The sequence below is a fragment of the Paenibacillus camelliae genome, from assembly GCF_023715345.1.
Classification (GTDB): domain Bacteria; phylum Bacillota; class Bacilli; order Paenibacillales; family Paenibacillaceae; genus Pristimantibacillus; species Pristimantibacillus camelliae.
Map to the genome: position 1 here is coordinate 52,028 of NZ_JAMBNY010000004.1, position 20,710 is coordinate 72,737.

32 protein-coding genes are annotated in these 20,710 nt (G+C 37.5%); all 32 read left to right on the forward strand.

All coding sequences use genetic code 11. From position 1 onward, the window contains the following. Positions 1–25: 25 nt before the first annotated feature. The 32 genes from M3180_RS09565 (at position 26) to M3180_RS09720 (ending at position 20,657) form a co-directional block, all read left to right on the forward strand. Positions 26–469: a hypothetical protein gene (locus M3180_RS09565; protein ID WP_251667174.1), complete on the forward strand. Its 444-nt coding sequence runs from the start codon at positions 26–28 to the stop codon at positions 467–469. 37 nt (positions 470–506) lie between these two features. Then, positions 507–1,322 carry a GNAT family N-acetyltransferase gene (locus M3180_RS09570; protein WP_251667175.1) on the forward strand — a complete coding sequence of 272 codons (816 nt, stop codon included), beginning with the start codon at positions 507–509 and terminating at the stop codon, positions 1,320–1,322. 108 nt (positions 1,323–1,430) lie between these two features. Then, complete coding sequence (locus M3180_RS09575) at positions 1,431–2,243, forward strand: aminoglycoside phosphotransferase family protein (protein ID WP_251667176.1); 813 nt, start codon at positions 1,431–1,433, stop codon at positions 2,241–2,243. Positions 2,244–2,250: 7 nt separating this feature from the next. Next, positions 2,251–2,829: a hypothetical protein gene (locus tag M3180_RS09580; RefSeq protein WP_251667177.1), complete on the forward strand. Its 579-nt coding sequence runs from the start codon at positions 2,251–2,253 to the stop codon at positions 2,827–2,829. A 393-nt stretch (positions 2,830–3,222) separates the two neighbouring features. Then, positions 3,223–3,621: a DUF2500 domain-containing protein gene (locus M3180_RS09585; protein ID WP_251667178.1), complete on the forward strand. Its 399-nt coding sequence runs from the start codon at positions 3,223–3,225 to the stop codon at positions 3,619–3,621. Between the two features lie 43 nt (positions 3,622–3,664). Beyond that, positions 3,665–4,096 carry a VOC family protein gene (locus M3180_RS09590; RefSeq protein WP_251667179.1) on the forward strand — a complete coding sequence of 144 codons (432 nt, stop codon included), beginning with the start codon at positions 3,665–3,667 and terminating at the stop codon, positions 4,094–4,096. Positions 4,097–4,140: 44 nt separating this feature from the next. Beyond that, positions 4,141–4,422, forward strand: a complete 282-nt coding sequence (locus M3180_RS09595) for a hypothetical protein (protein ID WP_251667180.1) — start codon at positions 4,141–4,143, stop codon at positions 4,420–4,422. Then, positions 4,419–4,919 carry a hypothetical protein gene (locus tag M3180_RS09600; RefSeq protein WP_251667181.1) on the forward strand — a complete coding sequence of 167 codons (501 nt, stop codon included), beginning with the start codon at positions 4,419–4,421 and terminating at the stop codon, positions 4,917–4,919. Before M3180_RS09595 ends, M3180_RS09600 begins: the two co-directional genes overlap by 4 nt. A 169-nt stretch (positions 4,920–5,088) precedes the next feature. Next, positions 5,089–5,526 carry a GNAT family N-acetyltransferase gene (locus M3180_RS09605; RefSeq protein ID WP_251667182.1) on the forward strand — a complete coding sequence of 146 codons (438 nt, stop codon included), beginning with the start codon at positions 5,089–5,091 and terminating at the stop codon, positions 5,524–5,526. 40 nt (positions 5,527–5,566) lie between these two features. Then, entirely contained in the window at positions 5,567–5,983 is a 417-nt protein-coding gene (locus tag M3180_RS09610) for an NUDIX hydrolase (RefSeq protein ID WP_251667183.1), read from the forward strand. A 31-nt stretch (positions 5,984–6,014) separates the two neighbouring features. After that, a complete protein-coding gene (locus tag M3180_RS09615) occupies positions 6,015–6,461 on the forward strand; it encodes a DUF1569 domain-containing protein (protein ID WP_251667184.1) in 447 nt (148 codons plus the stop codon). Between the two features lie 32 nt (positions 6,462–6,493). Then, positions 6,494–6,994 (forward strand): AAA family ATPase, encoded by a 501-nt coding sequence (locus tag M3180_RS09620; protein WP_251667185.1) that lies wholly within the window; start codon positions 6,494–6,496, stop codon positions 6,992–6,994. Positions 6,995–7,774: 780 nt separating this feature from the next. Next, complete coding sequence (locus M3180_RS09625) at positions 7,775–8,545, forward strand: nucleotidyltransferase domain-containing protein (protein ID WP_251667186.1); 771 nt, start codon at positions 7,775–7,777, stop codon at positions 8,543–8,545. A 65-nt stretch (positions 8,546–8,610) separates the two neighbouring features. Then, positions 8,611–9,093, forward strand: a complete 483-nt coding sequence (locus M3180_RS09630; RefSeq protein WP_251667187.1) for an RNA polymerase subunit sigma — start codon at positions 8,611–8,613, stop codon at positions 9,091–9,093. Positions 9,094–9,126: 33 nt separating this feature from the next. Further along, positions 9,127–9,651, forward strand: a complete 525-nt coding sequence (locus M3180_RS09635) for a GNAT family N-acetyltransferase (protein WP_251667188.1) — start codon at positions 9,127–9,129, stop codon at positions 9,649–9,651. A gap of 27 nt (positions 9,652–9,678) precedes the next feature. Further along, the gene (locus M3180_RS09640; RefSeq protein ID WP_251667469.1) at positions 9,679–10,218 is read left to right on the forward strand and encodes an AAA family ATPase; all 540 of its coding nucleotides are present in this window, start codon (positions 9,679–9,681) and stop codon (positions 10,216–10,218) included. 29 nt (positions 10,219–10,247) lie between these two features. Then, the gene (locus M3180_RS09645; RefSeq protein WP_285855682.1) at positions 10,248–10,646 is read left to right on the forward strand and encodes an HIT family protein; all 399 of its coding nucleotides are present in this window, start codon (positions 10,248–10,250) and stop codon (positions 10,644–10,646) included. A 338-nt stretch (positions 10,647–10,984) separates the two neighbouring features. Next, positions 10,985–11,590, forward strand: coding sequence for a class I SAM-dependent methyltransferase (locus tag M3180_RS09650; protein WP_251667190.1), 606 nt, complete (start codon positions 10,985–10,987; stop codon positions 11,588–11,590). A gap of 47 nt (positions 11,591–11,637) precedes the next feature. Beyond that, entirely contained in the window at positions 11,638–12,612 is a 975-nt protein-coding gene (locus tag M3180_RS09655) for a serine hydrolase domain-containing protein (RefSeq protein WP_251667191.1), read from the forward strand. A gap of 73 nt (positions 12,613–12,685) precedes the next feature. Then, positions 12,686–13,543, forward strand: coding sequence for a GNAT family N-acetyltransferase (locus tag M3180_RS09660; RefSeq protein WP_251667192.1), 858 nt, complete (start codon positions 12,686–12,688; stop codon positions 13,541–13,543). 40 nt (positions 13,544–13,583) lie between these two features. Further along, positions 13,584–13,937 carry a VOC family protein gene (locus M3180_RS09665; RefSeq protein ID WP_251667193.1) on the forward strand — a complete coding sequence of 118 codons (354 nt, stop codon included), beginning with the start codon at positions 13,584–13,586 and terminating at the stop codon, positions 13,935–13,937. Between the two features lie 16 nt (positions 13,938–13,953). Beyond that, complete coding sequence (locus tag M3180_RS09670; protein WP_251667194.1) at positions 13,954–14,700, forward strand: class I SAM-dependent methyltransferase; 747 nt, start codon at positions 13,954–13,956, stop codon at positions 14,698–14,700. Between the two features lie 48 nt (positions 14,701–14,748). Next, positions 14,749–15,873 carry a phosphotransferase gene (locus M3180_RS09675; RefSeq protein WP_251667195.1) on the forward strand — a complete coding sequence of 375 codons (1,125 nt, stop codon included), beginning with the start codon at positions 14,749–14,751 and terminating at the stop codon, positions 15,871–15,873. After that, positions 15,842–16,330, forward strand: coding sequence for a DUF6886 family protein (locus M3180_RS09680; RefSeq protein ID WP_251667196.1), 489 nt, complete (start codon positions 15,842–15,844; stop codon positions 16,328–16,330). The genes M3180_RS09675 and M3180_RS09680 overlap by 32 nt, the downstream gene beginning before the upstream one ends. Positions 16,331–16,361: 31 nt before the next feature. Beyond that, positions 16,362–16,829, forward strand: a complete 468-nt coding sequence (locus tag M3180_RS09685) for a VOC family protein (RefSeq protein WP_251667197.1) — start codon at positions 16,362–16,364, stop codon at positions 16,827–16,829. Positions 16,830–16,871: 42 nt separating this feature from the next. Further along, positions 16,872–17,291, forward strand: coding sequence for a GNAT family N-acetyltransferase (locus M3180_RS09690; protein ID WP_251667198.1), 420 nt, complete (start codon positions 16,872–16,874; stop codon positions 17,289–17,291). An 89-nt stretch (positions 17,292–17,380) separates the two neighbouring features. Then, positions 17,381–17,863 (forward strand): NUDIX domain-containing protein, encoded by a 483-nt coding sequence (locus tag M3180_RS09695; protein ID WP_251667199.1) that lies wholly within the window; start codon positions 17,381–17,383, stop codon positions 17,861–17,863. 15 nt (positions 17,864–17,878) lie between these two features. Beyond that, positions 17,879–18,634: a class I SAM-dependent methyltransferase gene (locus tag M3180_RS09700; RefSeq protein WP_251667200.1), complete on the forward strand. Its 756-nt coding sequence runs from the start codon at positions 17,879–17,881 to the stop codon at positions 18,632–18,634. Positions 18,635–18,873: 239 nt separating this feature from the next. Continuing rightward, on the forward strand, positions 18,874–19,470 hold the full coding sequence (locus tag M3180_RS09705) for a chloramphenicol phosphotransferase CPT family protein (protein ID WP_251667201.1): 597 nt from the start codon (positions 18,874–18,876) through the stop codon (positions 19,468–19,470). Positions 19,471–19,550: 80 nt separating this feature from the next. Further along, positions 19,551–20,021 carry an NUDIX hydrolase gene (locus M3180_RS09710; RefSeq protein WP_251667202.1) on the forward strand — a complete coding sequence of 157 codons (471 nt, stop codon included), beginning with the start codon at positions 19,551–19,553 and terminating at the stop codon, positions 20,019–20,021. A gap of 79 nt (positions 20,022–20,100) precedes the next feature. Beyond that, positions 20,101–20,502: a hypothetical protein gene (locus M3180_RS09715; RefSeq protein WP_251667203.1), complete on the forward strand. Its 402-nt coding sequence runs from the start codon at positions 20,101–20,103 to the stop codon at positions 20,500–20,502. Beyond that, on the forward strand, positions 20,502–20,657 hold the full coding sequence (locus M3180_RS09720) for a hypothetical protein (protein ID WP_251667204.1): 156 nt from the start codon (positions 20,502–20,504) through the stop codon (positions 20,655–20,657). Before M3180_RS09715 ends, M3180_RS09720 begins: the two co-directional genes overlap by 1 nt. The last annotated feature ends 53 nt before the right edge of the window (positions 20,658–20,710 follow it).

Sequence of the window (20,710 nt, forward strand, 5' to 3'; positions counted from 1 at the left end):
GTGAATCCAAGCAGGTGAGTTCAATATGAATGTACAAGAAAAAGATAAGGATTATGTAACTTTTTTATATGGTAATAAATTTCACTTTATTCTACCTTTATTCTTGTGTGTTAACAGCATCTTTATCGGATTAAATGCATTTATAGACTTGAATGGTATGTTTGTCATCGTATTTGCAATTATTTCTTTGCCATTTATGATTATGTCAGCGAAAAGCAAATTAGCTAAACATAAGTTAGAAATTTTGCAGGATAAAATAACGATAGGTAAAGAAAGCTTTGAAAAAGATTCACTGCATAAAATTGTTATATATCAACCAATCACTATTTACTTTCACAGGGTTCACTCTAAAGAAATGAAGAAAAGGAGAATTGAAGCCATCCAGGCTAAAGGTGAAGAGGCCGCTTCAATAATTTCACGGATCAGTAAGTGGGCGAAAGAGAATGATATTGAATTGGAAAAACACTGAACATCCTTTCAAATAATAACGAAACGAGTGAACGATTATGATCGAGTTGAACCCAAAGGACTATGCTCTTGTCGAGTCATTGTTCGCAATGAAGAAGCAATATATTCCGGCTTTATCTGTTATTCATGAGAATTTTCCAGGCAGGGTATTTGTTAATCGAATATATGAGCCTAGTATCGTCATAGTATGGGCAACGGGTAGATGGATGTATTTAGAAGGCTGCATGAATAGTGAGGATGATAAAGTAGAACTGAGCAGTTTTATTCACGATGTAGTGGTGCCCGATTGTAAGCAGCAAAACATAAATTGGTTCGAGATCTATACCTCAGATAATGAGTGCTGGGATGATCTTCTGCTAAATAATACATACCTACATCGTCTTAAAGCAGATAAGCATTATGAGTCAGTGTATACCTTCAATTTAGAAAAATATATGAAGCTTAACAACAGGAATACTAGATCACTAGACGATATAACAATTGACCTATTGGAGTTTGAAATCCTTCCTCAAAAGCTACGCTATTTACCATACGTAGCTGATAAGTTTATGACAAAAACTTGTATAGGTGTCGAGCTTAGAAGAGAAGATGTACGAATCGCAGTATGCAGAAATAACGGCTTTGTGTTCGGGAATGAGTATTTTATTGACGTGGATACCTTTGCTGAAGAAATGAGAGGCAAGGGGTACGCAACGTTAGCTGCAGCGCGATTAATTGATCATTTACTGGATAACAAAATGTTTCCGTTGTGGGAGACGACGCATCAGAATATTCCATCTCATAAGCTGGCGTTGAAATTAGGATTTGAGGTACACGATAGCTATCCAGTGTATGCATTTATGCTGGAGGAGTAAGAAAACTGATTATTGAACAAACTCTAAGCTCAGACAACAAACGACCTAGCCTAAGATAAGAGCAATCTATGGCTAGGTCGTTTCATATCTTATGAAGGAGTATCGATAATGGAAGAGTTGAAACTTATAGGACAAGGTCGAACAGCTGATATATATGAATTTCAAGATGATACGATTATCAAACTTTACAAGCAGAGTTTCCCGCATGACGCTATTGTTCAAGAATTTGAAGTAAGTAAATTCGTTTATTCGCTTGGTATTAATACCCCACTCCCGGTGAAAATAACCCAAGCTGACAGTAGAACGGGCATAGTCTATGAGAGAATTCATGGAACATCGCTACTTAAGTTAATAACGACAATGCCGTGGTTAATAGATAAACATTCAAAGACATTAGCGAAGCTGCACTATGACATCCATAGTCATCCTGATGTAAGCGGGGAATTGAGAGATCAAAAGGGATGCTTAATAGAAAATATTAATAAAGCCCCCTTGCTAGACAAAGATGAAAAGGAGAAGATCATTGCGTATCTTCAGGAGCTCCCTACGAAGAGTAAGCTGTGCCATGGTGATTTTCATCCGGACAATGTGCTAGTTGGTGAGCAAACGATTATTATTGATTGGATGACGGGGATGTCTGGTAACCCAGCAGGAGATGTTGCTCGAACAGCGTTACTGCTTAGTATTGGAACCATGCCTGAAGAAAGTCCACAGATGGTAAAAAATATGGTTACGAAGCTTCGTAACAGAATTAAATCGGTGTACTTAAAGCACTATATGAGATGGAGTGGACTTGCTTTATCTGATATTGAGAGCTGGATAATACCTGTAGCTGCCGCTAGATTAACGGAATGGTTACCTGATGAAGAAAAAGAAAAGTTAATAAAGATTATAAGGGAGCGCTTGAGTGAAGGGAGGTAGCCGTTCAATGATTAGAGCCCTAACAAAATACGTCATTGCTATTGCAATATTATCCATGTTACTCCTTAATACCGTAAAGGCTACAAGCTGGGTTGATCTAAAGCCAGAGGAAGTCCTTGAAAGGGCGACAGTTATTGTTCAAGGAACATATGATTTTTCTAAGAAGTTGAAAGGAAGCAATTCTATTTGGATAGGTTATGCATTTAATGTAGAACAGGTGTATAAAGGCAGTGCTTCCAGTACAATCATCGCTGGTATAGATGGGAATGATACTGGCTGGGTAGACGCTATTCAACGAGAACATGGAAGCTTCGTTTTATTTCTGGAACAGCAGGATGGAGTCGATTTTTTAACTCCTGTAGGTGGTCCTAACGGAATGATTCATATGCAGAACAACGAAATTCAGCATCATGATGAGAATGATAGAGAATTCTTCTCTCAATTTCTGAAAAATACAAACAGTTACTCACCTGATAAAGGTTTAGAGAAAGATGATACAGCAAGCAGCTGGAATTATCTCGTCATTGGACTTATATGTGCATTCATGATTGCCGTTCTATATATCGTTTATAGAAAACGAAAATAAAGAGGGTCTCAGAGAAATATGGAAGTGTCGAAGGAGGGCTTAGTAATGAGAGTAGCTTCTACTATCGTATTTATATTGAGTTTTGTGTCCCTATTGATTTCTTTGAAGTTATTTTGGAATTTGGGTGTTTTTGTAGATGAACATAATTTGAGCACAAATGTTGTGAGCGGAAGTTACTTCTGGAGTCTGATGGACTGGTTAAGATTGTTGTTGTTATTTCTCATATGCGTGATATCTGGCCTGAATATTTTCCTGGCAAAGAAGAAAAGTTAGTCGAATGCAACAATATATGGAAACATATGTTAAACTAAATACGTTATAAGATTGAGATCGTTTTATCGTTAATACAGTTAAATATTTAATGGATCAATTCTTAAAGGAGAAGATCACAACATGCATTATAATGATAGTTTTTCTGGCTTTGTTAATGGAACACCACCAATGTTTAAGTTATTCGGAGGACTTATATTTTTAATAGTCATTGGGGGCTTTCTTTTCGTTATTATCAAAGGCTTAAGCACTTGGACATCAAACAATAGTGCAGAGAGAATATATACTCCATGTAAAGTTGTTGATAAAAGAACGGAAGTCTGGGGAGGCTCCGGCAATTCAAGGGCTAGAACAAATTACTATGTAACATTTGAATTTAATGATAGTACTCGAAAAGAGTTTTATGTGAAGCCAAGTCAGTTTGGATTATTAGTCATTGGAGATAGCGGTGAGCTGGCTTATCAGGGGACCCGATTTCTAGGCTTTAATAGAGTGATTGATGGTCATAACAACACAATATAGTCGACGAGATAGTACAAAATAATAAAAAGAAGGTGCAGATATTATGGTTCCAGAACGAGTGAGCCTAGTAACAATTGGTGCAAAGAATCTTCCTGCGTTAAGAAAATTTTATCAGCAATTAGGTTGGCGTGAGACAGAAATTAGCTCAGATGACTATTGCGTATTTAGGACAGCAGGTGTTCTATTGTCTCTCTTCCCTATTGAAGAATTGTTAAAGGACGCAGGTGTACATCCAGATCAAATGACGGACGGCTTCAAGGGTATTACACTCGCAATTAATGTTGATCAGCCTGAGGAAGTAGATCGGGTTACGACTGAGGTTAGAAATGCAGGAGGAACAATAATACGAGAAGCTAGCGATGCATTCTGGGGAGGAAGAACATCATATTTTCTGGACCCGGAAGGGAACGCTTGGGAAATTGCTTGGAATCCAACCGCGATCTTTGATGAGCGTGGGGCAATGATAAGCTTTTAGTTTCTTTGTTACTGATGAAATTTCAGTAAGACCGGAGGGGAAAATTGAAGAAATTCTATGGATTAGTTCTTTTAATCACAGGAATAATGCTAGTTGGCTTAAGCGGCTTAGAAAGAATTATAATTTATGTGGCTTTGCATGATAGGGTAGGCGATTATCGGACCTTAAAAATGATAGCCCCCAATGAAATTTGGAATATAGCGACACTCACATTTACTTTAGGAATACTGCTTTCGATTATTGGGCTGATTGCTTTATCGTGGAAATACATAGCTAAATATAGGAATGAAGTTAGAGAAATAGAACAAGGGTTGAAGTCGAAATGAAAAAGAACGTAATCTTAGTTCTAGTTATTTTTATACTTATCGTTGCTGTAATCATGTTATTGCTTTATCAAAAAAGTGAGCGAGAAAGATTAGATATTATTAAAGAAAGACTAACCTTTAATTTAATCCAATTACAGTTGATCGAGCTTAAAAATGTGATAAAGGAACAGTCGACAAGTCATTCGATTGATTATGAAGAGATAAATGAAAAGTTTGATTATCTGACTAAAGGAATAGCTATAACATTGTCGGTTTCCAGTCTAGCTAAAGGGATAAGTAAAGAAGACGAAGAACTACTCTTTTCTTTATATGAACATTTCAGTCATTACGTCGATAAGAGTGAAGGTGTAATTTACTCAGAGAGTGAATGGATTGAGATTATCAAGATTGGTGAATCTATAAAATTATCAGGGTTTGATGAAAGTGAGACGATCTCAGAGAACTGGAGCGACACTATAATTAAATTAAGAAAGTTATCAGCTAACATAAATGAATGAAACCTGCCAATTTTGATATCAAACGTTCATCACTGTGCTAGAAAAAATGAGCAAACTCATAAATACACAACCACAGACGCCCACCTAGATGAGACTATCTACGGTGGGTGTCTGTCATTATGTTAGTAACAGTTATGCTTAAACCATTTCACTAAAGGAGAAAAGCTAAATGAATATAAGAGAATACAATAGCAATGATCTCCATGCATTAGTTGAATTAATGGGCGAGCTAGGTTATCCGACAGAAGAAGAGATCTTGAAAAAGCGAATGGAAAGAATAGAGTATGATCCTATGTGTTTTACATTTGTAGCAGAGGTGCACAGTCAAGTCGTGGGAATGATAGGTATTAGGCAGCTGTATTCATATGAAATAGATGAAGTGGCGACACAAATCAACGCATTAGTTACAAAAAAAGAGTACCAAAGAAAAGGAATTGGGACAGCACTTATACTTTATGTTGAAGAATGGACAAGGAATAATGGATCGGAAACGATTGTTTTAAATAGTGGTATTAAAGAAAGTAGAAAAGCAGCACATGAATTTTACAAAGCATTAGGATTCGAAGTAACAGGCTACAGATTTATAAAAATGGTAACGATGCGCTAGATGCTGATGGTGATAAAGATTAGAAAAAGGAGGAATTGTCATGAATAGACATACGCATTTGGGCGTATACGGCATCCTAATTAAAGATGCAAAGATATTACTAATAAAAAAATCTAGAGGTCCGCATAAGGGGAAGTGGGATTTGCCGGGAGGATCGATTGAATTTGGGGAAGAACCATATGAAGCACTAACCAGAGAGCTATATGAAGAAACGGGTATACAACAGTTTTCTGCAACGCTTAGAGCTGCAAAGTCATATACGTTAATATATCCGATTAAAGAGAATCAATTAGAAGAATTGCATCATATAGGTATCCTCTATGATGTGGAGTTAACTAGTAAAGATTTTGAGCTTAAGATAGATGGGGATGGAGAGGATTCTTTGGGTGCCGAGTGGGTACCAATTGAAGAGCTTGAACATATGGAAACGACACCATTTGTTAAGGAAGTTTTTTAGAGAATAGACGCTCTTAGAAGGAGTTAAATGTATGTATAACATATTCGAACAGGATCGGACCGATGAAATTATCAATCGTATTCTACAATTACGACCAGATTCAGAGCCCCTTTGGGGGAAAATGAATGTCACACAAATGCTGGCTCATTGCTCATCCTTTCAGGACATAGCAACGGGGGATTTAACTTCTGCAAGAAGCTGGCTTGGAATGGTAATAGGAAGATTTGTGAAGCCCATGTTTTATAACGATAAGCCACTGCCGCAAAACATGTCCACCATTCCTGATATTATGATTACAGACGAGAGAGATTTCGAGCTAGAGAGGGAATCCTTAATCCAAAAAATCATTACGTTCCAACATAATGGACGAGATCAATGGACAGCTCCACATCCATTTTTCGGTAAACTTTCAACGGATGAATGGGGTAAGGGGATATATAAACATTTAGATCATCATTTAAGACAATTTGGTGTGTAATGTATGTGAAAGAAGAGAAGGGGATATTAGTAGTGGAGAGAAAATTACCTTTGTTTATCGTAACGGGTGCAAGCGGGTCAGGTAAAACATTTGTGATAAAAGAACTACGGAGAATACTTCCAGATTTTGATATATTTGATCCAGATCATCTTGTAGAGTTTATCGGGCATGATTGGGAAAAAATGCGTAATATATGGCTGCGCGTTGCACGGAATATCGCTCAAGGTGGTCGAATGACGATATTATGTGGAACGATGATGCCTTGGGATATTGAAAAATGTGTAGACTTTCCATTTTTTGATCATGTATATTATATAAACTTACATTGTAATGAAGAAATACGTGAGCAGCGTTTACGTGAAAGAAACTGGTCAGATGAAGAAATAGAAAATCATAAGCATTTTGCAAAACGATTGCTAGAGATTGCCGATGAGGCATACAGCCCGCCTATGCCTACAGTTGACACGTCGAATACAGATGTAACTGAGGTCGCATCCCAGATAAAAGAATGGGTGCTTCAATATGCTTATTAGTAAGAACGATGAACATCTCTAAACAGTCGCTAGCATCACTTAATAAATACCTGAAAGTAATTAAAGAATGTGACACGGAGGATGTAATGATTTGGCTATTACAGTAATATTACTTACTATTGCTATCGTGTACTTGATATCCATACTTATTAAAAGAAGCATAATAAGAGCGCACACGGCTGAAATTAATAGAGTAATTAACAAGAAAGGGGGAGAAATAATTACAATCGAGAGTTATATTCTAAGAAAATTTATTCATTACAACATAAAGTATAAAATGAACGGAAAGATGTACTATGCGGAGTATCTTTCCTCTAAAACAATCAATAATGTTCATGTAAAAGCTAGATTTGGAAGAGGAGAAGAATGGACGTTTTATAATGACGAAATAAATTAAAATGAAAGAGGAAGAAGACTAAAATGGCTACTCTTATCAATTGTCGTGTATGTAAAAACACAGTCTCATCAAATGCAAAACTTTGTCCTCATTGTGGAGAAAGATCTCCTGAGCCGTATATCGACACATTAAAATACGGACTAATAGGTTTTACAGTAGTTATTGTAGTTGTCTTAATTTTAGCTGGTCTACTCAATTATATATTGTAATGTAATCATGATGAACTGCAACTGCCCAAATGAGTATAAGATATGTACCACGCAAGCTCACCAACACGGACGCCCACCTAAGATAAGAGATAAGAGCAATCTGAGGTGGGCGTCCGTCTATATGCATACGGGGTAGATGAAGCTACTCAGAATTAGATTAAAGGCGGTGGATGAATGAAGTCTTGGGAAACAGCATTAGATCAATTTCTTGTTAATTGGAAGCACAGAAAAGAGGTTATTGGGATAATCGTATGTGGCAGCTATATCACGGGAAATCCTTCGAAACGCTCAGATATTGATGTACATATTATTATACAGGATGAATGCGACTGGAGAGAACGTGGCAATCAGGTCGTGAATGGGTTCTTGATCGAATACTTTGTAAATCCACCTAAGCAGATTAGAAGCTACTACGTAGAAGACTTTAATGACCGCAGAACCATGTCGATGGTTCAATTTATGACAGGTAAAGTTATTCAGGATAAAGTTGGAGTGGTAAAAGAACTAATAGAAGAGGCACATGTTTGGAAGGAAAAGCAGTATGAACCAGTAAAAGCGCCAACAGCCGAATTAAAAAAGTACGAATTGTGGGATACACTTGATAACTTATTAGATTGTTACGAAGAAGGCAGAAGCGATTTTAACGTAGTGTTTTATCATGCACTACAAAGGCTGTATTGCGTCTACTCCTCATTGCTATGTATCGAGGAGATTCCATACTACCAGTTATCCCGTTATTTCACTGATCCTAACTATCTAAAAAAGTATATGAAGGAACCGTTTCCCGATATGTACTTTTCTCAACGTTTTATAAATGCAATGACGGCAGAAAATCAGGATGAAAAAATTAGGATCTTTACAGAGCTAACAGAGCACGTGCTTCATACATTCGGCGGTTTCGATATAGATGGTTGGAAAATACAAAGTGAGTTGAGCCTTCTGTAAGCGTAAGCCTTGTGGGGGCATTATTGCTCGGTTAGTCATCTCAATAAAACGTAGAGAGGTGTAAAGTGAGATATTTAGCGGCTATCATGGTTACTTCAGCAATGTTAATGACTGTAAGTTGTGTTTCTCCCGAGTCGAAGTCTAGCACACAATTCGAATTAAGTAAGGATGAAACGAGAATATACGAAAGTCTGAAACAGGATTCAGATGTATCTGTGCTACATGGTGTCGATCCGCTAACTATTGCAAAGCTCTATGTATTATCCCTATATGAATCTAGCTATGATGTCACATATGAATTGTATACCCAAAGAGAAGGGTATGTAGCATGGACAAAAGAGGAGGATCAGCAAATACCGGTAGAGCATCGGGGAACGAAAGAGAAAATTAAAGATATTTACAACAATATTGAAGATGGAAGATTTGTGCAAACGTGTGATTACGAAGGGTATATAGAGTATGAGGCTGAGAAGGGCAAGAAGTCTTTTTTTGGAATGATTCAAGATGAAAATGGGATATGGAAGGTATCATTCATGCCAATTCAATAGAAAGTTGGACTACATTAAAAAGGGATGAGTCTTATGAATAATCATTTAATCTTGGTAAAGCCGCAAGCGGAGCTTAAAGATGAGTATTTATCTTATTATCAAGAGTGGAAAGACTCAGGGGAAGCGATGATTCCTTGGGTTATAAGCAAGGATCCAAGCGATTTTTCAACAATGCTGAACTGGCTTTCTGACCATGAGATTGGCAAAGGTTTGCCTGATGGATGGGTACCGTGCTCTACCTTTTGGTTGATCGATACCAATCGCAGCATACTAGGTGTTGTAAACATTCGACACCAGTTAACCGAATTTTTGTTCAATGCGGGTGGACATATAGGTTATGGCATTAGGCCGTCAGAAAGACGCAAGGGAAACGCTACTAAAATATTGGAGTTAGCCCTTATAGAGGCTAAAAAACTCGGCATAGATGACGTGCTAGTTGTATGTGATGCCAATAATATAGGCTCGGAAAAAGCTATTGTAAAAAACGGAGGAATACCAGACTCGGACTACGTTGAAGAGGATGGAAATGTCATTAAAAGATACTGGTTGAAAGCATAATGAAAATTAGTTGATGTCTTAGGATTGATGAAATGGAAAGCAGTAGTTCAAGAGGTGGTAAGAATTATGCGGATCCACATCATTGGTGGTTGCGGAAGCGGGAAAACATACATAGCTAAAAGACTTTCTAAGGAACTAGGAATCGAACATTATCAAACAGATAATCTAGTGTGGGATCGAAGTGATCCCAATAATCATATCAAATATCCTAAAAGTATCAGAGATGAACTTCTTCAAAATATAATCCTACAAGATTCGTGGATCGTTGAAGGTGTACATCAAGAGTGGGTACATAGTAGCTTCGCAGAGGCAGACTATATTTTCATTATAAAACCTAGTCTGTTTATTCGAAATAGGAGAACATTAACGAGATTTATTAAAACAAGATTGGGAATGGAAGAGCGTAACTATACGCAGGACATAAAGAACTTATTGGTCATGTTCCGCTGGAATCGTGATTTTGAAAGAAAAAATATCTATGACATTTTGGAAGCAACCTCACGATTTGCAGAAAAGCGACATATTGTTAAAAGCAATATGGAAATTTTAAAGCTGCTCAATATTTAGAGTGGAGAGAGTGGAAGGAAAGGGTTCATATGAAGTGTATAGGATGTCAGTTGGCGAACAAAGAAGTTGAAGCCTATGTAATTTACGAAGATGAATGGATAACTTGTGTTCTTGATATTGATCCTATACAAGAAGGACATACTTTGATTCTGCCTAAAAAGCATATTGAAGATTTACGTCAATTAAATAATGAGCTTAGTCAGGCAATCATGAACGCTTCTATTAAAATTTCTCAAGCATTAACGAAACGATATAAACCAGATGGTATCACCGTCATTCAAAATAACGGAATATTTAATGATCTTAATCATTATCATATGCATGTATTTCCGCGATACCTAGAAGATGGATTTGGATGGACAGAGCCTAACATAGAACAATCCATATCACTGAATGAAGTAAAAAATAAACTTATTCAATGTTTTTAGAGGAGTGAAATTCTATGTTAATTTCCGGCTCAATTTGGATTTCCCGATTACACATTCAGTGCAGATATAGATAACCCAAGACCATTTATAGTGAATAATGAAGCGAACAGTATTACTTTTTGGGATGGCGTAACGAACATAGGCTATATCAATGAAATTGATAAAGAGCTATTAAACTATTATTAGTATCGTTAAGTATATATAGAATGGGGCGGATATATGAGTAAAAGCAAATCTCCAATGTATTCAATAGTTATAAATTACTTGGTTCTATGAATCACAACTAATGAGCATACGAGAAGCACTTGGGATAAGAATTAAAGGAGGAGCTAGTTAACATGAATGTCAAAGAAACCCTTAGAAGCAGTTACAATCAAAATGCAAAATTAAGAGATAAACCTGATGTGGTTCCTTGGAAATTAATAGAGCGTGATCATTTTCTTTCACTCCTAGATAAGAGAGAACAAACGACTATTTTAGACTTGGGGGCAGGTACTGGTCAACATGGAAGGTATATGGCGGATCATGGCTTTGACGTTACCTGTGTTGACCTAAGTCCGAACATGGTTGATGCATGTATCCAAAAGGGACTAAAAGCTTTCGAAATGGATATGTATCGTCTGAGCTTTGAGGACAATGCTTTTGATGGTATATGGGCGTTAAACTCATTGCTTCACATTCCCAAGGCAGATTTATTAAATGTGCTTAGAGAAATAAGACGCGTACTGAAGCCTGGTGGTGTTTTTTATATGGGGGTTTATGGCGGATATAATAGCGAAGGAATTTGGGAGGATGATCCATACCAGCCACAGCGCTTCTTTTCCTTTTATGATGAGATAGCAATGAAAGAGATAGTCTCCCAAGTATTCACACTTCAAGAGTTTAGAACTGTTCCACTGGATGGGATGAAGTTAGATTTTCAAGGCATAGTGTTAAGAAAGTGAATGGTGGATTGCTGCATGAAACAAAACTAGAAAACTAGGGGGCATATATGATATCGACGAATAATATTAAAGATCAAATTTCAACAGTTCTTGAACAAGCCAATTTCAAAGGAAGCTTTTTGGCTGCTAATCGTGAAGGTATCATTTATGCTGGCTCCTACGGATTAGCTAATGCAGAACTTAATGTTCGAAATACAACATCAACAAAATTCAGAATCGGGTCCCTGACTAAGCAGTTCACTGCTTTATCCATTTTACAACTAGTCGAGAATAATCACCTAACCGTAAATGATACGTTAGATCGTTTTATACCGGATTATCCTAGGGGGAAAGAAATCACCATTCATCAACTACTTTCGCACTCTTCGGGGATCTATAACTTTTCGAATCGAAGCGACATTATGGAATGGTACAAAAGCTCAATGACAATTAAAGAAACCATTGATAGCTTTCAGCACCAACCAACAAGCTTTAATCCTGGCGAGAAATACGAATACTCAAATTCAAATTATGTTCTATTAACGTATATTATTGAACAAGTATCTGGATTGAGCTATGAGGTATATCTCAAAAATAATATATTTAATGTTCTTGGAATGAACGATACTGGATATGACAATGAATCAGAAATAATTATCAATCGTGCTACTGGCTACTATTATAAAGATGAGATACTTAATAATGCGCCCTACATCAATATGAGTATTCCGCAAGGAGCGGGAGGACTTTATTCCACAATAGAAGATTTATATAAATGGGATCGAGCACTATATGGTGACAATTTGTTGGGTGAGAAGATTAGAGCGGATTTCTTCACTCCTAACATCGAAAATTATGCATATGGCTGGATGGTGCAGTATTTTGGAAATATGAAAGTGCTGTTTCATACAGGAGGAATTCATGGGTTTAGCTCATTTATTTGTAGATTTCCTGAAGAACAAGTGTGTGTTATTGCCTTAAATAACTATTCGCAGGATATTAGCGGTATTGCTGTTCAAGTTTCACAAATGATTCTTCGATGATCACGGATCAATAGTCTAACGACGTGCAAGTGATCGTAAAGGGTACTTTCAAAAATGATGTGAGGTGAGCTTTATGGTGGAGTACTCTTTAGAGAAAGCAGATATGGATGTATTCGCGGTGTATCAGGTTGTTTACTCGGGTACAGATATTGAAATGTGGTTTGATTGGAATACTCGCCTGAACGATACCAAGTTTACTGATCAATGCTATTGGTTAATGCATGACGGTGGCAAGATAGGTGGAGCAATAATCAATAACGATACAGTAATGTATCCATTTATCATTCCTCCTTTTTCAGACAGATTCAAGTTTTGGGACATTCTATTAAAGTGTTGTAAGGAGATAAAGCATATTAATGGGATGCTACACGATGATGTTAACATATTGCTTTCGTCAGGATTTAAGGTGAATGTAATACGGCAGGTTATGTGTCGTCCAGCTGATGCAAACAATAAAGTAGATCTTCCGGATGGATTTTCAATGTATGCGTTGAATGAAGCCGTTCATGTTAATGAATTATCAAAAGTTATAATAAGTGGCTATGCTGGAGGAATTGATCATGAGATCTATGGTGTTCCTAATGAGGATCAAGTAATAAAGGACAATAAATATCTAATGGAAGTTTATAAACATAGAAATCTATCTATTTATTTCGTCAATGAAATGAACCAGGAAATCGTAGCGCTTTGTATTGCTGGTATTAGTGAGAACATGCCATTAGGCTTTGCAGAAATAGGCGAAGTATGTGTTTTACCTCAGTATAGAAATAAAGGAATCGCTGAATTTATGCTCCGACATATTATTGCGACTGCATTTGATTACACACCGGTTGTTAAACTCTGTGTAACTGTGGGGAATCAAGCAGAAAATCTTTACCGAAAAGTAGGATTTCAACCTGGACCGCGATTCGCAAATATGAGCAAAAGATAACGCTGAACTATGAAAAAATATATCAAAGGAGCTGAGTTGTATGAAGGCCATGAAATTACGTCCCTTCATTCCGTCTGGCACGGATTACCCTCGTGCCGTACAATTTTATATCGACCTTGGTTTTGAAAAGGTTTATTACAGTGATGAGCTTACAATCTTCAAATTCGATGATATAGAATTTCATTTGCAGAACTATCAAAACACAGAATTACAACATAATTACATGGTTGAACTATGCGTTCAGGACTTGGATGCATGGTGGCAGCATATTCAAGACTCCGAGTTAGTGAACAAATACGATATTAGAGTGAAGCCCCCTCAGATTCAGCCATATGGGAAACGTGCTATCCATCTTATCGATACTGCAGGTGTTCTCTGGCACATTACTGAATAGGAGGGAGCTCACCGTTATGAACAAATATAACATTCATAAAACTAACAGCGATTATTGGAATACAAAAGGCAATGACGTGTTAGGAGCAATCGTGCTTCCACTCTATGGAGCATATATCTCAGAAGACAAACATCAGCTTTTTGGGGATGTCACAGGGAAAAACATGTTAGAGATTGGGTGTGGAAACGGACACTCCTTGCAGTATCACGGAGAGCGTAAAGCAGCCGAACTATGGGGAATAGATATATCAGAAAAACAAATTGAAAAGGCAAATCAGCATTTGACTGACTGTGGACTTTCGGCAAAGTTAATCTGTACGCCTATGGAAGAAGAGTGTGGCTTACCTGTCGATTATTTTGACTTTGTATACTCGATTTATGCCCTAGGCTGGACAACCGACTTAGAAGGTACTTTTTCTCGGGTTGCTTCTTATCTAAAAAGGAATGGTGTATTTATTTTCAGTTGGTCTCATCCTATACACAAATGTGTTGTTGAAGAAAGTGATCGTTTTGTATTTAACAAAAGTTATTTCGACGATTCCTGGTATTCCGTATCTCCTGACTTTTGTGAAGGAGCATTAACCTTATCTGACCACAAGCTATCAACCTATGTAAATGCGTTAGCGAAGGCAGGGTTTGTCATTGAACAAATGATTGAGGAAACGGACGATGAATTGATGCCGCTTCGCGATGAAAATGATCGTCTTGCAAAAAGAGCGAGGATGTTTCCAGTCACCTTCGTTATTAAGGCAAGAAAGCTTTAACCTACTGAAGAAAGTGTCAATAAGTTCGAGAGGAAGAGCAATTAATAAATGCATCCAAATATGATACTGAAAAATAACTCTACTATTCATATCGAGAACAAGATTGAGCAGATTATAGCTTGCATTGAATCTATATTTGACCATCAAACGATTGAACTTGTTTCTATAACTTGTGATGGTCTAGGTTACAATACCCCGAATTTCACAACGACTGCCATATTACATCTTCATGGTCTAGTGCAGGTGAACCATGAGCTTAAATCATGGTCTTTAGTCTTAAAAATCATTAAACCAGACACTGAGGAGAAAGACTGTCTCGAACACCACAACTATTGGCGTCGTGAAGCACTTGTATTACAGTCAGGAGTATTACAGGAGCTTCCTCATTCAATTAACCATGCTAAATGCTATTTAGTTGAAGAACAACAGGACGGTACCATTTGGCTCTGGATGGAATATGTTGAGGGTGAATTTGCTTGTACTGTGGAGCAATTCTCATATATAGCCCGACAATTGGGGAGGTTTAATGGGGCGTATCTACAGGGCGTTAATACATTGCCTGAGCATGAGTGGATATGCAGAGCATGGCTCAAATCATGGACGACTGCAAGTCGCCACTATGCTCCAAATATGGAGTCGTATGTAAGTGGATTATCAGCAGAGAGTATTCAGAACACTTGGACTTGGTATCAAGAGCTGCTTAATGATATTGATGCATACTTAGACTCGCTGCAGCAGTTGCCGCGTGTGCTTGCACATCAGGATTTAAGTCAGTTGAATATGATGCTCGTTAACACAGAATCTAGCGAAAGTCGTCTAGTACTAATCGACTGGCAGTTTATGAGTATCTCCGGTATTGGTGAAGACTTGGGCAAATTATTTGGGGTAAATATGAGTCTGGGTATTATACCACCTAGTCAATATCAGGAGTTTCAGGATGCTTTATTTACTTCCTACATAGAAGGCTTGCGAGATATGGGATGGCAGGGTGATGCAAGAATGGCCCAATACGGATTCTTCATAAGCACCGCGTTAAGAAGTGTTTGGGAAGTACCGCAATTTCTTCAGATCCATTCTCAATTAGCGGAAGATCCCAATAATGTGACGCTTAGAGCAAGATTTAACCAGTTGGAGCATATTATTGAAGTTCATAAAAATATTTCACCCTCGTAAAAGCTTGCATCATGAACATTTGCCACCTGTCGTTTGGGCGATAGATGAGGAGCATTCCGTCAATTATTTATTCCCAAGGGATTGTCCAAGAGTAATATTTAGAAGGTCTGAACGTATGAGCAAGGAGGATGAGTTGCATTTTTTCAGGGATAGTCATGCTGACACAATTATAGCTGTCGAGAATGACTGGTTGGAGCAAATAAGCAATACTAAGCTGTTTAGATACACCTTTCCCAAAGAAAGCTTTGAGATGGAAGATGGCATTGCTGGCTACTATATCTCAACAGTATCGGTTGAACCGCTGAGGATAGAGCCGATAGAAAATCTACTACTAGAGATCGTAAAACGGAAAGTTGAGCTAAGATTCACACCAAACCTTTACCCAATTAAGGAGTCGATTTTATCGTCATCAATCGATGATTATTCCATCATTAGATTTAGAAATGCTAAGCAGTAATGCTGTGATATAAAAAAGAGGAGGAAAAACAATGGGTGAAAATGAGGAAGCTAAAGTGGGAGAAAGACTAGAGGACATTACCGGTGTAACTTGTATCTATGTTCCGGTAAGCGATGTTTTCAAGTCTATTAAGTGGTACCAGGAGAATTTAGGATACCAGCCTTCAGACAAAGAACGAGTGGAGCCAGGGATGGTCACGGCTATACTAAATATTCCTAATCGCAATGGAGATATGCCTATACCCGGTTTAAGGCAAGTAGTGCCTGCATTGTTCCTTCACCAATCAGATGAAGAGAGTGGGCGACTTCGCTTTACCTGGTCAATGGACGACAGTGATAAACCGCATGCAATGGCGTGCTTTATCACTCCACGGATAGAGGAGCTTATTAATCGTTTCAAGGATAACGGAGTCCATATTATAAGCGAACGGATGACAAGTGGACCCAACATAACTTTCGCTGACCCTGACGGTAACGTCTGGGAGGTTTGGCAACCATAAAAATGATATTCTCATTAAATTAAGTATAAGGTGGTTTCGTTTATGGAAGTTATAACTGAAGAATATATGATTAGCTCCGATAAAAGATTGTTAAATTATGATGTAATATATGATTTACTATCAGGATCATATTGGGCTAGTCATAGAAGTAAAGAGAGGATAGTTAACTCAATAGAACATTCATTGTGTTTTGGGGTATATCAATCAGGTGAGCAGATAGGCTTTGCGCGGGTAATTACAGATTGGTCTACGATGTATTGGTTATGTGATGTGATCATTGACGAAAGGCATAGGGGAAAAGGAATAGGAAAAAAGCTAGTAAAAACAATCATTGACTGTGAAGAATTAAGAGATTTATCTGGATATTTAGGAACCGCCGATGCACACGGGTTATATGAACAATATGGATTTGAAAGAAATGCGGAAAGATTTATGGCTAAAAGACCCAATGAATCCACTTAATGTACGGACAATCCGAAGCAGTAATTCATGGGGAGTTATAACAAGTATGTAATCCCTCCCTAATAATAAGTTACATGGAGGTGTTATCTGTGGGAATGTCTGATTATTATAAAGACCTCAGAGAACTTATTGGTGACGAACTAATATTTATGCCAGCTGTAGCAGGAATTATAAGGAATGCAGAAAAAGAGATTTTATTCGGTAGAAAACATAATGAATCTAATTGGGGGTTAATTGCTGGAGCTATTGAAATTGGAGAGACGCCCGCAGAAGCAATGGTAAGAGAAGCTTTTGAAGAGACAGGACTTGTTATAGAACCAGAGCGAATTAATGGGATTTACGGAGGAAGAGATCATCGTTTTATTTATAAAAATGGCCACAAAGTTGAATATTTAACAATTGTGTTCGAATGTAGCATTAAGGGTGGAAATTTAAACAGTGATAACGAGGAAATGAAAGAACTGCAGTATTTCTCTGAAAATAATATACCTCCAATAGAAAATAACTACCCAACATACATATTTAGATCTCAACAAGATGAACGAGCACATTTTGAACGTAACTCTAAATGAAAAGGAGGTCTAGTGGTGAGCATCAAGCAGTCATTCTCAAACAAGGTCAATGATTATGTGAAGTATCGTCCAACATATCCAAGAGAAGCGATAGATTACTTATATGATATTGTCCACATCAATAGGAATTCGACTGTAGCTGATATTGGAGCTGGTACGGGGAAGTTATCGAAGTTACTCATCGAAAGAGGTACTCCTATTATTGCAGTAGAACCTGATGCGGAAATGAGAGCAGCTTCCAAACAATTACTTGGCAATGAACCAAACTTTTGTGCTGTAGCGGGATCAGCAGAAAAGACAGGCTTGGATAATCATTCCGTGGACTTTATCGTATGTGCACAAGCCTTCCACTGGTTCGATCGTAATGTAACAAAGTTAGAATTTAAGAGGATTCTAAGAGAAGGCGGTAAGGTTATTTTAATCTGGAACACACGTCAAACGACGGGTACGCCGTTTCTAGAAGGGGTAGAACGCTTATTGCATAACTACGGCATCGATTACGCCGAGGTCAATCATAAGAACATTACAGAAGATGAATTGCGTTCATTCTATAAAGAAAATACTATGGTTAAATCCGTTTTTAAGTTACAGCAGTTGTTGGAGTATGAGGGGCTGCTCGGACGAGTTTTGTCCTCTTCCTATACTCCTATGCCTGATCATCCTAACTACAGACTTATGGTGCAAGAGTTAGAAAGGTTATTCGAACAATATGAGGAAAACGGTAAAGTTGCCTTACAGTATGAGACAGAGCTATATTTCGGAGAAATATAAAGTTCTTCTAGAGAACATAAGCAAGATCTTTTTAAGTATGGAATATAATGGTACAATAGGGAGGAGTATCAGGTAATTGTATAGGCATTAATAGTGATTGATCGTATATAAAAAAACAAGCAAGCTCGCCAACACAGACCCCCACCTAAATGATAAAAACTATCTAAGGTGGGGGTCTGTCATTAATGGTGGAACATCTGGCAGAACATATGAAGTCCGTATGAGAGGGTGGAACACATTTGAAGCAAGGAATAATAGTATTCCTCAATGGTACATCGAGTTCAGGAAAAACAAGCATCTCCATTGAATTGAAAAAACAAAGTGAAGTTCCGATCTATCATCTTTCAGTAGACGATTTTTGCAACGGAATGTTCCTAAATTATATTGATTTTATAAACGAAATTTATCCAGATCTTGAACCGACAGCAGAAGAGGATGGGCCCAAGGTAGCTCAAATCATTACAAATCCAATGATTTCTTTATATTATTCTACAATTAAGCTTTTTTCAGCTTTAGGGATGAATGTCATCGTAGATACTGTGATAGATCAAGACGAGTGTTTTAATGCCTGTGTTGATTTACTAGCTGACCACCCCATTTTATTTGTCGGGGTAACATGCTCGAAGGAAGAGCTTGTTAGAAGAGAACAGCTTAGAGGAGATAGGAACATAGGACTAGCAATTTCGCAGTATGACAAGGTATACCGCTTCAGCGATTATGACATAGAAGTAAATACAGAAACGCTGAAACCAAATGAATGTGCTAGTAAGATTATCAACTTTATTGGCTCTGGCCAAGAAGGCTCTGCTTTCATAAAGTTGAAAAGAAAACAGTGATTTTTATTTTGTGAAGAAGTAAAGTCAGATAGCCTTAAAAAGGCTACACATTTAGTTTTGTCAAAAAAGGAGACAATCCAATGAAGTACAGAGCTGTTGCACTATGCATTGTGAGAAGAGAGGATCAATATTTACTTGTTGAAAAGTATGATGAAGTATTAGATGTAACCTATTACAGGCCTGTAGGTGGCACCATTGAATACGGAGAAGATAGCAAGAGTACAGTAATACGTGAAGTACGAGAAGAGATAAGTGCCGAAATTAGTGAGCCCATATTAGTATCGGTCATTGAAAATATTTATCCTTATGGAACAAGTATAGGACATGATATTAATTTCATCTATGAAGCTGGCTTTATAGATGAAAGCTTCTACACTAGAAAACAGATAATTGGAACTGAGGGGGAAGAGTCATTTAATGCCATCTGGATAGACCTTGCTACCATCAATAAAGATGATAAAAGGAAATTGGTCCCAGAAGGCTTAATGACAATCCTAACAGAAGAAAATGATAGCAAGTTAAGCGAGATTAAACATTATCGAACAAGATAAATATCGGGTGCGTTACGTATCAGAGACCATAATATACGTAACAAAGCAACAAGATTGCACGAGATAGGGGGCAAAACTCATGAAAATTGGGATATTGAGAAAGTTTATCTCTAGCATGATTACAGCGGTAATATTATCGATCATACTCGTGTTTGTCCATGGATATGCTCCTTTTTTAGTCTATTTTATGTACAGCGCAATTGGTTGTCTAATAATAGGAATGCCTTGTTCTATTCTAGCAGAGTTCATAGTGATGAGGGTGAAGCAGAGTATTTTACGCCTATCAATAGGTTTAGCGTTACATCTATTTCCAGCGGGAATTATTGTTCTTCTGCTTTCTTTCGACGAACCTGGTGGAATCATGGTGGTTCTCAAGTACGGCAATATTTTTGTGTATTCGATCATTACCGCGGCTGCAGTCTTATGGCTTGTTGATGCAGTATTAAAAATCGCTATAAAAGGTAAAGAGGTGAGCTACTAATGGATATCGTCTGGTCTAGTACAATTATTACACTAATCGCCGCAGCAATTGTAATAGGTAGTATTGCTTTGCTGATCGTATTGTTGATCAATTCAAAAAAGAGAAAAGCAAGAATTGAAGAAAAGATAGATCGTTTATTAGATCAAAAGGAATAGAACTATGAAAAATATAGATGATCTAGAATGGAAAAGTGGGACGTCATTAGACG